Origin of the sequence: Sinomonas sp. ASV486 (assembly GCF_030908215.1) — a bacterium.
Classification (GTDB): Bacteria; Actinomycetota; Actinomycetes; order Actinomycetales; family Micrococcaceae; genus Sinomonas; species Sinomonas puerhi.
On record NZ_JAVFJK010000001.1, the window covers coordinates 310364 to 324442 of the forward strand.

At 70.0% G+C, this 14079-nt stretch carries 14 protein-coding genes; 8 read left to right on the forward strand and 6 right to left on the reverse strand.

All coding sequences use genetic code 11. The annotated features are described in order from the left end of the window. The first annotated feature begins 96 nt into the window (after window positions 1–96). From glgX to RBS60_RS01445, 4 genes are all read left to right on the forward strand, one after another. Window positions 97–2307 carry a glycogen debranching protein GlgX gene (gene glgX, locus RBS60_RS01430; RefSeq protein WP_307955723.1) on the forward strand — a complete coding sequence of 737 codons (2211 nt, stop codon included), beginning with the start codon at window positions 97–99 and terminating at the stop codon, window positions 2305–2307. 21 nt (window positions 2308–2328) lie between these two features. Then, window positions 2329–4776: a malto-oligosyltrehalose synthase gene (gene treY, locus RBS60_RS01435; protein ID WP_307955724.1), complete on the forward strand. Its 2448-nt coding sequence runs from the start codon at window positions 2329–2331 to the stop codon at window positions 4774–4776. Continuing rightward, a complete protein-coding gene (gene treZ / locus RBS60_RS01440) occupies window positions 4769–6604 on the forward strand; it encodes a malto-oligosyltrehalose trehalohydrolase (protein ID WP_307955725.1) in 1836 nt (611 codons plus the stop codon). The genes treY and treZ overlap by 8 nt, the downstream gene beginning before the upstream one ends. A 221-nt stretch (window positions 6605–6825) precedes the next feature. Then, window positions 6826–7680 (forward strand): PRC and DUF2382 domain-containing protein, encoded by an 855-nt coding sequence (locus tag RBS60_RS01445; protein ID WP_307955726.1) that lies wholly within the window; start codon window positions 6826–6828, stop codon window positions 7678–7680. Window positions 7681–7772: 92 nt separating this feature from the next. On the opposite strand, the gene RBS60_RS01450 is transcribed toward RBS60_RS01445, so the two are convergent. After that, window positions 7773–8036, reverse strand: a complete 264-nt coding sequence (locus tag RBS60_RS01450) for a GlsB/YeaQ/YmgE family stress response membrane protein (protein ID WP_307955727.1) — start codon at window positions 8034–8036, stop codon at window positions 7773–7775. Between the two features lie 199 nt (window positions 8037–8235). On the opposite strand from RBS60_RS01450, the gene RBS60_RS01455 reads away from it, so the two are divergent. Continuing rightward, a complete protein-coding gene (locus RBS60_RS01455) occupies window positions 8236–9132 on the forward strand; it encodes a diacylglycerol kinase family protein (RefSeq protein ID WP_307955728.1) in 897 nt (298 codons plus the stop codon). 75 nt (window positions 9133–9207) lie between these two features. On the opposite strand, the gene RBS60_RS01460 is transcribed toward RBS60_RS01455, so the two are convergent. Beyond that, window positions 9208–9522 carry a PLD nuclease N-terminal domain-containing protein gene (locus tag RBS60_RS01460; RefSeq protein WP_307955729.1) on the reverse strand — a complete coding sequence of 105 codons (315 nt, stop codon included), beginning with the start codon at window positions 9520–9522 and terminating at the stop codon, window positions 9208–9210. Window positions 9523–9632: 110 nt separating this feature from the next. Here RBS60_RS01460 and RBS60_RS01465 point away from each other — a divergent pair, with 110 nt between their 5' ends. Together RBS60_RS01465 and RBS60_RS01470 are read left to right on the forward strand one after the other, a co-directional pair. Continuing rightward, window positions 9633–10718, forward strand: a complete 1086-nt coding sequence (locus RBS60_RS01465; protein ID WP_307955730.1) for an inositol-3-phosphate synthase — start codon at window positions 9633–9635, stop codon at window positions 10716–10718. Window positions 10719–10894: 176 nt separating this feature from the next. Next, on the forward strand, window positions 10895–11308 hold the full coding sequence (locus RBS60_RS01470) for an FAD-dependent oxidoreductase (protein WP_307955731.1): 414 nt from the start codon (window positions 10895–10897) through the stop codon (window positions 11306–11308). Between the two features lie 158 nt (window positions 11309–11466). Here RBS60_RS01470 and RBS60_RS01475 read toward each other — a convergent pair whose 3' ends face one another. From RBS60_RS01475 to RBS60_RS01485, 3 genes are all read right to left on the reverse strand, one after another. Beyond that, entirely contained in the window at window positions 11467–11868 is a 402-nt protein-coding gene (locus tag RBS60_RS01475; RefSeq protein WP_307955732.1) for a hypothetical protein, read from the reverse strand. A gap of 51 nt (window positions 11869–11919) precedes the next feature. After that, complete coding sequence (locus tag RBS60_RS01480; RefSeq protein ID WP_307955733.1) at window positions 11920–12267, reverse strand: DnaJ domain-containing protein; 348 nt, start codon at window positions 12265–12267, stop codon at window positions 11920–11922. 73 nt (window positions 12268–12340) lie between these two features. After that, the gene (locus RBS60_RS01485; RefSeq protein WP_307955734.1) at window positions 12341–12763 is read right to left on the reverse strand and encodes an Hsp20/alpha crystallin family protein; all 423 of its coding nucleotides are present in this window, start codon (window positions 12761–12763) and stop codon (window positions 12341–12343) included. Between the two features lie 138 nt (window positions 12764–12901). Between RBS60_RS01485 and RBS60_RS01490 the strand changes: the two genes are divergently transcribed. Next, on the forward strand, window positions 12902–13204 hold the full coding sequence (locus RBS60_RS01490; protein WP_307955735.1) for a MerR family transcriptional regulator: 303 nt from the start codon (window positions 12902–12904) through the stop codon (window positions 13202–13204). 61 nt (window positions 13205–13265) lie between these two features. On the opposite strand, the gene RBS60_RS01495 is transcribed toward RBS60_RS01490, so the two are convergent. Beyond that, window positions 13266–13937, reverse strand: coding sequence for a MerR family transcriptional regulator (locus RBS60_RS01495; protein ID WP_307955736.1), 672 nt, complete (start codon window positions 13935–13937; stop codon window positions 13266–13268). Window positions 13938–14079 lie beyond the last annotated feature (142 nt).

Below are 14079 nucleotides of genomic sequence, written 5' to 3' on the forward strand. Positions count from 1 at the left end.
GGGTCACACGGCAGCCGCGCGCAGAACCGTCACCTACACTCGCTAGGATGCCCACACATGGCTTCATCGCAGGCCGCACAGCAAGGAGCTGACGCATTGGAGAAGGACATTTGGCCGGGAACGGCCTACCCGCTCGGCGCCACGTTTGACGGCAAGGGCACCAACTTCGCGATCTTCAGCGAGGCCGCCGAGTCTGTCGAGCTGTGCCTCTTCGACGCGGAGCGGACCGAGCAGCGCTTCGAGCTGACCGAGGTGGACGGGTTCGTGTGGCACTGCTACCTGCCCAACGTCCAGCCCGGCCAGCTCTACGGCTACCGCATCCACGGCACCTATGACCCGGCCACGGGCCAGCGGTGCAACCCGAACAAGCTGCTCCTGGACCCGTACGCCAAGGCCGTCATGGGCCAGCCGGACTGGGACCAGTCGCTGTTCTCCTACACGTTCGGGGACCCCGACAGCCGCAACGACGAGGACTCCGCGCCGCACATGATGCTCGGCGTGGTCACCAGCCCGTTCTTCGACTGGCAGAACGACTCCCTGCTGCGCGTCCCGTACCACCGCACGGTGGTCTACGAGGCCCATGTGCGGGGCCTCACCGAGCTCCACCCCGAGGTTCCCGAGGAACTGCGGGGAACGTACGCGGGCGTGGCGCACCCCGCCGTCGTCAATCACCTCACCAAGCTCGGCGCGACGGCGATCGAGCTCATGCCCGTCCACCAGTTCGTGGACGATTCCACGCTCCAGGACAAGGGCCTGCACAACTACTGGGGCTACAACACCATCGGCTTCTTCGCCCCACACGCCGGCTACTCCTCGAGCGGGAACACCGGCCAGCAGGTCCAGGAGTTCAAGGCCATGGTCCGCACGCTCCATCGCGCGGGCATCGAGGTGATCCTGGACGTGGTCTACAACCACACCGCGGAGGGCAACCACCTGGGCCCCACCCTGTCGATGAAGGGCATCGACAACGGCGCGTACTACCGGCTCGTCGAGGACGACCCGCAGTACTACATGGACTACACGGGCACCGGGAACTCCCTCAACGTCCGGCACCCGCACGCGCTGCAGCTGCTCATGGACTCGCTGCGCTACTGGGTCACCGAGATGCACGTGGACGGCTTCCGGTTCGACCTCGCGGCGACCCTGGCCCGCGAATTCTACGACGTGGACAAGCTCTCGAGCTTCTTCGAACTCATCCAGCAGGACCCGGTGGTCTCCCAGGTCAAGCTCATCGCCGAGCCGTGGGACGTGGGCCCGGGCGGGTACCAGGTGGGCAACTTCCCCCCGCAGTGGACCGAGTGGAACGGCAAGTACCGTGACACCGTGCGGGACTTCTGGCGCGGCGAGCCCTCCACGCTGGGGGAGTTCGCCTCCCGCCTGACCGGGTCCGCGGACCTGTACCAGCACAACGGCCGCCGCCCAGTCGCTTCCATCAACTTCGTCACCGCGCACGACGGGTTCACGCTGCGGGACCTCGTCTCCTACAACGAGAAGCACAACGAGGCCAACGGCGAGGACAACAACGACGGCGAGAGCCACAACCGGTCCTGGAACTGCGGCGCCGAGGGCCCCACGGATGATCCCGCGGTGCTCGAGCTGCGCGCCCGGCAGCAGCGCAACTTCATCGCCACGCTGCTGCTCTCCCAGGGCGTGCCGATGATCGCCCACGGCGACGAGCTGGGCCGCACCCAGCAGGGCAACAACAACGTCTACTGCCAGGACAACGAGCTCTCCTGGCTGGACTGGGAGAGCGCAGACAAGCCGCTCATCGAGTTCACCTCGGCCGTCATGCGGCTGCGCGCCGAGCACCCCACGTTCCGGCGCAGCCGCTTCTTCGACGGCCGCCCCGCGCGCCGCGGCGAGGGCCAGCCGCTGCCGGACATCGAGTGGCTCGGGGTGGACGGCGAGCCGATGGTCCCCGAGGACTGGGACGTGCCGCTGGGCCGCAGCGTCGGCGTGTTCTTCAACGGCCACGGCATCCGCAATGTGGACTTCTACGGCCGAGCGATCACGGACGCGCACTTCCTCCTGTACTTCAACGCGGACGAGTCCGACGTGGACTTCCGCCTGCCGGGCGGGGAGTACGCGCCCGGCTGGGACGTGCTGCTGGACACCTCCGGGCAGACCGCGGGGGATATCGAGATCCGGGCCGAGGCCGTATTGACCGTGCCCGGCAAGAGCATGGCCGTGCTGCGCGCCCACGAGCCCGAGCCGGAGGAGGTGGACCACTCCGTGGCCGCGTCCCTGGCCGCCCAGGCCGGCTCCAGCTCCCCCAACCAGCCCTCGTCCAGCGCCGCCGGGGTCTAGCCCCGGCCCGTAAGGAGCCCCGTGAAGACCCCCGCCTCCACCTACCGACTCCAGATCCGCCCCGAGTTCACGCTGGACGACGCCGCGGCGCTCGTGCCGTACCTGTCCTCCCTCGGCGTGGACTGGCTCTACCTCTCGCCCCTGCTCGAATCGGTGGGCGCCTCCGAGCATGGGTACGACGTCTCGGGCCCCTCCCGCGTGGACCGGGAGCGCGGCGGGCGCGAGGGCCTCGCGGCCCTGGCCGCCGCCGCTCACGGGGCCGGGATGGGCGTGCTCGTGGACATTGTGCCGAATCACCTCGGCGTGGCTGTGCCCGAGGAGAACCCGTGGTGGTGGTCTCTCCTGCGCGAGGGCCGCGGCTCGAGGTACGCGGAGGCGTTCGACGTTGACTGGGACGCGGGGGGCGGGAAGGTGCTCATCCCGGTGCTGGGCTCGGAAGAGGACCTCGGCCTGCTCCGTGTCGAAGGAACACGCCTGCGCTACTACGAGCACTCGTTCCCCCTTGCCGCCGGATCCTGGAGCGTGGGCGACTCGGCGCAGGAGGTCCACGACCGCCAGCACTACCAGCTCATCCCGTGGCGCGAGGCGGACACACGGCTCAACTACCGGCGCTTCTTCGCCGTCAACACGCTCGCCGGTGTGCGCGTCGAGGTCCCGTGGGTCTTCGCCCAGAGCCACGCAGAGGTGCACCGATGGATTGAGGACGGGCTGGTGGACGGCCTCCGCATCGACCACCCGGACGGGCTCATGGACCCCGCCGAGTACCTCGAGCGGCTCCGGGAGCTCTCGGGCGGCGCCTACACCTTGGTGGAGAAGATCCTCGAACCGGGGGAGGTCCTGCCGGACGACTTCGAGTGCGAGGGCACCACAGGCTATGACGCGCTGGGGCTCGTGGACCGCGTTCTCGTGGACCCCGCGGGGGAGGAGCCGCTCACGGCCCTCGACACGCGCCTGCGTGGAGGGCCCGCCGACTACGCCGCCATGATCCATGAGACCAAGCGCTGGATGGCGGACGGGCTGCTCCGCGCCGAGGTCCTGCGCCTCGCCCGGCTCGCGGCCGCCCAGGTCGCCGAGGGGGCGGCGGCTGAGCCGAGCGAAGAGGAGCCGGAACCCCCGTCCCTCGAGGCCCTCGCCGAGGCCATCGCCGAGATCGCCGCGCACTTCCCGGTGTACCGGACGTACCTGACCCCGCAACCCAGGGAGGTGACCCCGGATCGCAGGGAGGTGACCCCCGATCGCAGGGATGTGACCCCGGATTCTGGGGGAGGCGGGCACGACGCCGCGATCCTGGCCCGCGCGTGTCGGGACGCCGCCGTCGTGCGTCCCGACCTGATGACGACGATCGAAGCCCTCGCGCCGCGGCTCGCCGACCCCGACGAGGAACTCTGCCGGCGCTTCCAGCAGACCACCGGCATGATCATGGCCAAGGCGGTCGAGGACACTGCCTTTTACCGGTACACGCGGCTGGGGACGCTGACGGAGGTCGGGGGAGACCCGACCGTCTTCGCCACGGCCCCCGGCGAGTTCCACGGGGCGCTCGCGGAGCGCGAGCGCAGGCTGCCGCACTCGATGACGACTCTCACGACCCATGACACCAAGCGCAGCGAGGACGCCCGGGCCCGCATCACGGTCCTGTCCGAGCTCGCCGACGAGTGGGCCAGCACCCTCCCGCGGCTGCTCGAGGCAGCGCCGCTCGCTGACGGGCCCCTCGCGAACCTCCTGTGGCAGGCGATCCTCGGGGCATGGCCGGCGGACCGCGCACGGCTCGCCCAATACGCCGAGAAGGCCGCACGCGAGGCCGGGGTCCACACGCTCTGGACGGCTCCAGACGAGGAATTCGAGGCCGCCCTGCACCGGCTCGTCGACGCGGCCGTCGATGAGGGCAGCGAGGCCCACGCGCTCATCTCGGGCTTCGCGGACCGGATCGCGCCGTTCGGTGCCTCCAACGGGCTCTCCGCCAAGCTGCTCCAGCTGGCCATGCCGGGCGTTCCGGACGTCTACCAGGGCACTGAGTTCTGGGACCGGTCGCTGTGCGATCCGGACAATCGCCGGGACGTTGACTTCGGGGCCCGGTCCGAGGCGCTCGCGGCCCTGGATGCGGGTGCCCCTGTAGTCGGGCCGCTCGCGGAGGATGCCAAGCTGCTCGTCGTGTCCCGCACGCTGCGGCTGCGCCGGGACCGGCCCGAGCTGTTCGCCGGGTACGCGCCCATCGAGGCGTCCGGGGACGGCGCTGACCACCTCATCGGCTTCCGGCGCGGCGAACGCGGCGTCGCCGTGCTCGCGACCCGGCTCCCGGCGCGCCTCGAGCAGTCGGGAGGCTGGGGCACGACGACAGTCCGGCTCGCACGGCCCGCCCGCGACGCCTTCACCGGCCGTTCCTTCGAGGCCGGCGAGGTCGCCGTGGGCGCGGTGCTGGCCGCCCTGCCTGTCGCGCTTCTCGTTCCGGAGGAGGCGAACGGCAATGGGTGACGAGGTCGCGCCGGTCGGGCGGAGACAAGCGGAGTCGAAACCCCTCGGTGCCGTCTGGGCACCGATCCCGTCCCGCGTCGATCTCGTCCTCGGCGCGGGCCCCGGTGCCGAGCACCTCCGGCTCGAGGAGGCCGACGGCGGGTGGTGGTCGCCGCCGTCGTCCGAGGCCGGGCGGGTGGCCGCCGCGCTGGCCGACGGCGCGCGGTACGGCTTCGTCCTCGACGCCGAGGGCCCGTTCCCGGACCCACGCTCCCGCCGCCAGCCCGAGGGCGTCCATGCCCTCTCCGCCGGCTTCGACGCGGGCCGGCACGCGTGGGCGGACGAGGGCTGGACCGGCCGGGACCTGGCCGGCGCCGTGGTCTACGAGCTGCACGTGGGCACGTTCACTCAGGCCGGGACGCTCGACGCCGCGGCGGAGCGCCTGGCGTATCTCGCTGACCTCGGCGTGGGCTTCGTCGAGCTCATGCCCGTCAACGCGTTCAACGGTCCCCGCAACTGGGGCTACGACGGCGTGCTCTGGTACGCGGTCCACGAGGGCTACAGCGGCCCCGCGGCGTACGAGCGCTTCGTCGACGCGGCGCACGCGGCGGGAATCGCCGTGATACAGGACGTCGTGTACAACCACTTCGGGCCGAGCGGGAACTACCAGCCGAAGTTCGGCCCCTACCTGCTCGCCGGCGCATCGACCGGGTGGGGCGACGCCGTCAACCTCGACGGCGCGGACTCCGATGAGGTGCGCTCGTTCATCCTCGACAACGCGCGCATGTGGCTCGACGACTACCGGGTCGACGGGCTCAGGCTCGACGCTGTCCACGCCTTCCTGGACCGCCGCGCCCTGACGCTGCTCGAGGAGCTCCAGCTCGTCGCCGAGGACGTGGAGCGCACTACAGGGCGCCGCAAGGTGCTCATCGCCGAATCGGACCTCAATGATCCGCGCATCGTCTCCGCGCGGGCCGTGGGCGGCTACGGGCTCGCGGGCCAGTGGACAGACGACGTGCACCATGCGGTCCACGTGGCGCTCACCGGCGAGACGGGCGGCTACTACGCCGACTTCGCGGCCCCCGGTGCTCTCGCGAAGGTGATCCGCGGCGGGTACTTCCACGACGGCACGCTCTCGAGCTTCCGCGGCCGCTGCCACGGGCGGCCCCTCGACCCTGCCCGGGTGCGGCCCTCGCAGCTCGTGGTTTCGTGCCAGAACCATGATCAGGTGGGCAACCGTGCCGCTGGGGACCGGCCCAGCGCCGTTCTGGACTGGGACGGCCTCGCGGTCGCCGCCGTCCTCATCCTCGCGTCGCCCTTCACGCCCATGCTGTTCATGGGGGAGGAGTACGGGGCGACGACCCCTTGGCAGTTCTTCACCTCGCACCCCGAGCCCGAACTCGCGGCCGCCACCGCCGAGGGCCGCCTCGCCGAGTTCGAGGAGATGGGGTGGGACCCGTTCGACGTGCCCGACCCGCAGGACCCCGCGACGTTCGAGCGGTCCGTCCTGGACTGGACCCAGGCTAGGACGCACGACGGCGCCCGTCTCCTGGCGCTGTACCGTCGCCTGATCGAGGTGCGCGCCGAGCTGCCGGGCCTGTGGTCGGGCCGTCTGGACGAGACGGACGTGATCGAGGGCGAAGCCGCAGGAGCCCGCTGGATCTCGTGGCGGCGACCTGGGGCGATCGTGTGCGTCGGTTTCGGGCCGGGGCCGGTGGATGTCCCCCTGCCGCCGGGGTTCGCCGGACGTGCCGTGGCGGCCACCGACCCGGCGTGCGCCGTCGTTACCGGCGCGTCCGGCGAGGCTGTCCGCCTGCCCGGCCTGGCCGCCGTCGTGCTGTCCGCCTAGCGTCACGACGCCCGATTTCCAGGCAGTCCACCGCGTGTTCACTGCCGGCCCCTCGTCAACAGTCATTGCGCTGAGACGATCTCCATGGACGCGGTGTTGTTTGGCCGAAGAGCGGAGTGGTTATTGATCGGGGTATCGCGGCCGCACACGGTGGCCGTGTGTCCCTCAAGAAATGGGGGCGCTCGAGAAGGCATCCATCGACTGGCCAAGGAGTTACCACCATGGTTACACGCGAAGATATGGACGTGCTCGGCCGCGGAAGCGGGGACGTCCTGGGACAGGACGGCGAGAAGATCGGCGCGATCGGCGAGCTCTACATCGACGATCAGACGGACCAGCCCAGTTGGGTCACGGTCAAGACGGGACTGTTCGGGATGAAGGAATCGTTCGTCCCTCTCGACGGGGCGATGGTCCGCGGCGAGGACCTCACCGTTCCGTACACCAAGGACCAGGTGAAGGACGCCCCCCGGGTCGATCCCGACGGGCACCTCGAGCCCGGCGAGGAGGACCGCCTCTATGACCACTACGGGCGGAACGGGGGGCCAGCCCAGGGCATCGTGGAGACCTCGGCTCCCACCAAGGGCGACACCGGCGAGGTCTTCGACGAGGGCGGCTCGGCCTATGGCGGGACCGAGAGGACCGTCGGGGAGACGGGGCGGACGGGCCCTGTGGGTGGTGACACCTCAGGACCGACCACCGACGATGCGATGACCCGTTCGGAGGAGCGCCTGCACGTAGGGACCGAGCAGCGGGAGACCGGGCGCGCGCGGCTGCGCAAGTACGTCACGACCGAGAACGTGACCAAGACGGTCCCCGTTCAGCGGGAGGAGGTCCGGCTGGAGCGCGAGCCGATCACGGACGAGAACCGCGACGCCGCGATGGACGGCCCCGACCTCTCCGAGGAGGAGCATGAGGTGACGCTCCACGAGGAGCGTCCGGTGGTGGACACGGAGACCGTCCCCGTGGAGCGGGTCCGCCTTGGCACCGAGACGCAGACGGACGAGCGGACCGTAAGCCGGGACACGGCCAAGGAGCACATTGAGGCTGACGGGGTGGACGAGGGCCGGAGGGACTAGGTCCGGGCCTGCGGGGATCGGGCTCATGCTCGACCTTGATGCACGAAGGGGCGGTGCCGGATCGCTCCGGCACCGCCCCTACGCAGCGTGCGTCAGGCGCGCCGCCTCGTCACGAGTCCCCAGATGAGCAGGACGATGAGGGATCCGACGATGGCCGTGATCCAGGTGCGGATCTCGAAGAAGCTGCCGAGAGTGTTGCCGCCGAAGATCAGGCCGCCGAGCCAGCCGCCGAGGAGAGCACCGATGACCCCGAGAATGAGGGTCATGATCCAGCCGCCGCCCTGCCTTCCCGGAAGGATCAGCTTTGCGATGGCCCCCGCGATGAGTCCGAGGACGAGGAATGCGAAAAAGCCCATGTCAACTCCTTGATGTGGTGCGATCATGTTCATCCCGTTGCCTGCCGTGATGGCCAGGCTGATCCCTTCCTAGCATGGGGCCGTGCGGGGGAGACACACGGGGGGCCGGATGTCACCACATCTTTACCTGGCCGCCATTGGGTAACGTTGCGGCCAAGAGCTTTCCGATGCCAAGAGCCTTGGCACTGCGGGGGAAACCGTGGACACCTGTGCACTCGTCGTCAATCCGAGCAAGGACGGCGCCGAGGCGCTCGCCAAGGCCTTCCGCGCCCGATGCGCCGACGCCGGCGTGGAGCCCCTCATCCTGGAGACGAGCGCCGAGGACCCCGGCGGGGGGATGGCCCGTGAGGCCCTCGCTCGGCGCGCGGAACTCGTCGTCGTTGGGGGCGGCGACGGCACGGTGCGCGCCGCGGCCGGCGAGCTCGCCGGTACGGGCACACCGCTCGGCATTGTGCCTCTGGGCACTGGGAACCTCCTGTGCCGCAACCTCGGGATCGGCCTCGACGATCCGGACACTGCGCTCGAAACGGCCTTCGCTGGCAGGGGACGGTGCATCGACGTCGTCTGGGCGCGGGTGGATGACGGCGACGAGCTGGCTTTTGTGGTCATGGCCGGCATGGGCCTCGACGCCGCGATCATGGCCAACACGGACGAGGGCCTCAAGGCCAAGGTCGGCTGGCTCGCGTACGTCGTGTCCGCGGCTCGGACGATCGTCGGCGACTCCTCTCGGATGAGAGTCGACGTCGAGGGGCGGCGCGTGCTCGAGCGACGCCAGCGCGGGGTCATGGTGGGCAACTGCGGGCAGATCCAGGGCGACGTCGAGGTGTTCCCAGGGGCCGTCCCGGACGACGGCATCCTCGACGTGCTTGCGGTGGCCCCGCGTGGCCTCCTGGGCTGGCTTCGCGTGGCTGGTTCTCTCCTGGGCCGCGTACGCCGCCGGTCGACCGATCTTGGGCACTTCACCGGCACGGCCCTACGCATCAGCGCTGAGCAGCCGCTCGACGTGCAGTTCGACGGCGACCACTTCGGAACCGGGCGCACCCTTTCCGCGCGTGTGGACCCCGGGGCACTCACGGTGCGGGTGCCTCGCCAGTAGCGTCGGGTGGTACGCAGAGCGCGAGGTGGGCGGATGCACGACGGCGAGCGGCGCCGTCGTGCGTCCGGCCGACCCCTAGCCGAGCTTCTTGCCGATCGAGACGCCCATGGCCGTGCGGAGCCCCGCCGAGGAGGCGTCCGACCCGGTTCCCTGCTCGACCCTTGAGGGCGAATGCCTGCGTCCCAGGAGGAAGTAGGCGATGGGGCCGATGGTGTTGATGAACGTGGCCGCGACCCATGCGGCCTTTGGCCCATTGACCTGTTCGGGAGGCCGCTTCGCGATGTCCCGCAGCGCGGCCCCCTGAAGCGCGATCTGGATGACGGCGCCCACGACGACGCCGAAGCGCTGGCCGCCGCTGAGCTCGGACCATTTCTTCTTATTCCGTGCCATTCCGACAGTCTACGAAGCCTGCCTCGGGCGAGGGAGTCCCGCGCCGGTAGGATGTCTGTGCTGCGCCGCACGTCATTCGGCGCCGTGGCCAGAACGTGACGAGGAGAACCGTGTCAGAGAAGAAGATCCGTGTTGCCATCGTGGGCGTGGGCAACTGCGCCGCCTCCCTCGTGCAGGGCGTGCACTACTACCGGGATGCCGACCCGCAGGGCACCGTCCCGGGGCTTATGCACGTCGAGTTCGGCGACTACCACGTGGGCTCCCTTGAGTTCGTCGCGGCGTTCGATGTGGACGGCAAGAAGGTCGGAATGGACCTCGCCGACGCGATCGGCGCGAGCGAGAACAACACGATCAAGATCGCGGAGGTCCCGCCCACCGGTGTGACGGTCCAGCGGGGCCACACACTCGACGGCCTCGGCAAGTACTACCGGGAGACCATCGAGGAGTCCGACGCGGAGCCCGTCGACGTGGTCGGCGCCCTCCGCGAGGCCCAGGTGGATGTCCTCGTCTGCTACCTGCCGGTCGGCTCCGAGAAGGCCGCCAAGTTCTACGCTCAGTGCGCGATCGACGCGCGCGTGGCCTTCGTCAACGCCCTCCCTGTCTTCATCGCGGGAACCCCGGAGTGGGCGGCCAAGTTCACCGAGGCTGGCATCCCGATCGTGGGCGACGACATCAAGAGCCAGATCGGCGCAACCATCACCCACCGCGTCCTCGCGAAGCTGTTCGAGGACCGCGGCGTGACCGTTGACCGCACGTACCAGCTCAACGTGGGCGGCAACATGGACTTCAAGAACATGCTCGAGCGCGAGCGGCTCCTGTCCAAGAAGATCTCCAAGACGCAGGCTGTGACCTCCAACGTCGAGGCCGAGCTCGCCGAACGGGACGTTCACATCGGCCCGTCCGACTACGTGGCCTGGCTCGATGACCGCAAGTGGGCGTTCGTGCGCCTCGAGGGCCGCAACTTCGGCGACGCTCCCGTCTCCCTCGAGTACAAGCTCGAGGTCTGGGACTCGCCCAACTCCGCTGGCGTGATCATCGACGCCGTCCGCGCCGCCAAGATCGCCCTCGACCGGGGGATCGGCGGTCCGCTCACCTCCCCGAGCGCGTACTTCATGAAGTCCCCGCCCGTGCAGAAGGCCGACGACCTCGCGCGTGCCGATGTCGAGGCGTTCATCCGGGGCGAGCTCGAGCGGTAGGCCCCCGGAGACGCGGCGGAGGCGGGCGACGGCGGGTGCGCACCCGACGTCGTCCGCCCGCCATGCGGTCTTGACCTGCCCCTGCTGGCGGCGTACACCGTAGGTAATCGCGCGTGACGGCTGGGACCCAAGACCCGCGCGCGGAGGCGGTCTCACTGAGCCCCTGAGGAGGGGCCATGGCTGACACGCGGTTCGACGCGCTCCGCGAGCAGGTGCGCGGGCAGATCATCGAGGCGGGGGACCCCGAGTACGACGCCGCACGCGCGGTGTTCAACGGCATGGTGGACCGCAGACCCGCGGCGGTCCTCCGTGTCTCGCAGACAGCGGACGTCATGGCGGCGGTGCGCTTCGCGCGCGAGGCGGGGCTAGACGTCGCGCTTCGTGGTGGCGGCCACAGCGCCCCGGGATTCGGGACGGTAGACGGCGGGCTCGTCCTGGACTTCGCGGCTCGCCGCGGCGTTCGGGTGGACCCCGCGGCCCGGCGCGCGTACGCCGAGGCCGGGGCGACGTGGGCAGACTACAACCACGCAACCCATGCGTTTGGGCTCGCGAGCACGGGCGGGATCATTGGCTCCAGGCCGGCGGCGTAGGGCCTCAGCGCGCCGCCGGAGGTGGCCCCGGCCTGACTGCCTTGACGGTGCGCGGACGACGACGGCGAGCGGGCGACGGCGGACGCGCACCCGCCGTCGTACGTCCTGGCGGATCGTGATCCCTCCTTGGGGCTTCTCCTTTCTCGCCTCCTTTCTCGCTAGGTGCCGTAGATGAACGCCTCGGCGTGCTCCACGGCCTTGCGGAACGAGTCGTTGCGGAGGGTTGCTGCGGGGGCGCTCGTGGCAGGCCCATTCGACACGGCCTCGACGTAGGGCGAAATTCCGGGCGGCCGCAGGACCCAGATCCCGCCGGCGGGCGGGAGGTAGAACACCGCAAACGAGCGGGCCGCCGGATCGTCCTCCCAGACCGGTACGACGGCGACAGCCGCGCCGGTGTCAACGTTGATCCATTGCGCCCTCGGCCGTGGCTGGTCACTCTCGAACACGCTGGGATCGAGGAATGGCGCCGTGCCCTCGCCCCACTTCTCCTCGAACCTCTCGTGGAACACGGGAAACAGGGTGGTGTCGTAGCGGCGCCAGCCGCCTGATTCTGGGCTCATAGCCCCTCCTTCACCTCTATGGGCACCTGCTGTCGGCCTGGCGGCGTCGGGTCAGCGGAGCCAGCGGGAGAGCAGCCGTAGGAGGTCGGCCGCGTCCCCGGCCGGCTCGCCGATCGGCATCCGTGGCCCGAGCCAGACGTTGCGGCGTGGGAACGGCCGCGCCCAAAGGGCGGACTCGGCCCGCTCGAGCGCCGAGTCGTAGGCGGCCCTGCGATCCTCACGCCCGAGGACGGCATAGGCCTCCATCACCTCACCGAGCCGTTCGCGATCCTGCTCCGAGCCCGACCGGCCACCATCCGGGTGGAGTTGGCGCACGAGCCGCCGGTACGCCGCTCGGATCTCCAGCGGGCCTGCGGTCCGGCTTACCCCCAGTACTTCGTAGAAATCCCTCGCGCGCATGACGGCCTCCGCGTGGTGGAGGCCGTGGCCCCCGGCGGTGCCCAAGCGCAGTCCCGCCGGAGGCCAGGGCCCCTCAGGCTGCAATCTCCTTGTTCGAGCGGGTCATGGAGACCGCGACTTTGCGCGGCTTCGCCTCCTCGGCAACCGGAATCCGCAGCGTGAGGACGCCGTCGGCGTACTGCGCCGTGACCTTTCCGGTGTCCAGCGCGTCGCCGAGGATCAACTCACGGCCGAACGTGCCGGATGGGCGCTCCGCTGCAATCACCTCGGCACCGTCCGGGCGGTGGGTCTGCCTGTCCGCCCTGACCGTGAGGACATTGCGCTCGACGTCTACGTCGATGGTCCCGGGGTCCACTCCCGGCAGGTCGAATTCGACGACGAACTCGCCGTCCTCGCGCCAAGCCTCCATCGGCATGGTCGTGGGCCTCGACGCGGTACCGAAGACCTGCTCCGTCAGCCGGTCGAGCTCACGGAAGGGGTCGGTTCGCATGAGCATCTCTTGCCACCTCCAGATGATCGATATCGGATTGTCAGGAACTTTCTCGGTAGGACGATCCGCGGTGGATCTGTCTCTACGGACATAGATATAGTGAATTCGACGGAGAAGATCAAGACCCTTTTGGAAGGAGATCCAATGGGCCGTGCACGGCGCTCCTCCGAGGGTGTCTATGCGATCTCGGTGGCCGCGGAGCTCTCCGGGATGGCTCTCTCGAGCCTTCGGCTCTATGAACGCAGGGGACTCCTGACGCCGTCCCGGACCGACCGCGGCACCCGGCGCTACAGCGAGGACGACGTCGAGCGGCTCGAGCGCATCGCCGGGCTCGTCGGGGCGGGACTCACCATCGAAGGCATCCGGATCATCCTGGAGCTAGAGGACGAGAACGCGCGCCTGCGGCGGGAACTTGCCCGCCTGCGCTCAGGCACGGGGCAGGGCTGAGTAGGAAAGCAAGGGCACGACGGCGGGTGGGTGCCGCCGTCGTCCGCTCGCGTAGCGGCGGCTACTCGCCCGGCGCGGGGCGTCGTGGCCGGTCCCCGGACCTTGAGAGCAACCCGGGCCCTTGCGCTGCCTGGCCGTACTGCATGATCGACCGGCTCGCCTGCGCGAGGGCGAGGAGGCGCTGCACGAGCTGTGCGTTCATGTGCATGCCCACCGCCGTGCGCACCACCAGGTCCTCGAGGTCCGTGGCCTCGACGGCGTCGGCGATATCCACGATCGCGATCTCATCGGCCGCCCGGGCGTAGGCCTCGAGGCGGGCCGCGGAGGGGGCAACGCCGAGTTCCGTCATGGCCTCGAGGTGGGCGTCGAGCGCTCCGCGCGCACCTGTCGGGACGTCCGGCCAGCCGAGGGCGGCGACCACGCGGTTTCCCGCGGCCGTGCGTCCCGGTTGCGGCGGATCGAGCCTCTGGACGGCTGCTTGGAGGGCTTTGAGGACCTCGATCCGATCCACTCCCGCGTCGATCAGGCGGACGACGTCGCGGACCTGCGCGACGCTGAGCCCCACGGCGTGGCGGAGCGTCCGGATCGTCCGCAGACGGGTGACATGCGCGTCGTCGTACGAGGAGCGCGTCGCTGTGACGGGGTGGCCTGGTGCCAGGAGCCCCTCGCGCAGGTAGTACTTGATCGTGGCGGCCGGCGTCCCCGCCCGGTCGCTGAGTTCGCTCAGCTTCACGGTCCCTCCCCGTCGGGCTGGCCGTGGATAGTGACAGGGCCTTCTGCTATCCACGTGGCGCGCCTGTGGATAGCAACACTATCCTTGGAAACGCACAGGCGCGAGGGAGCGTTGCATGGGGGGACCATGTGGGGGGGCGCTC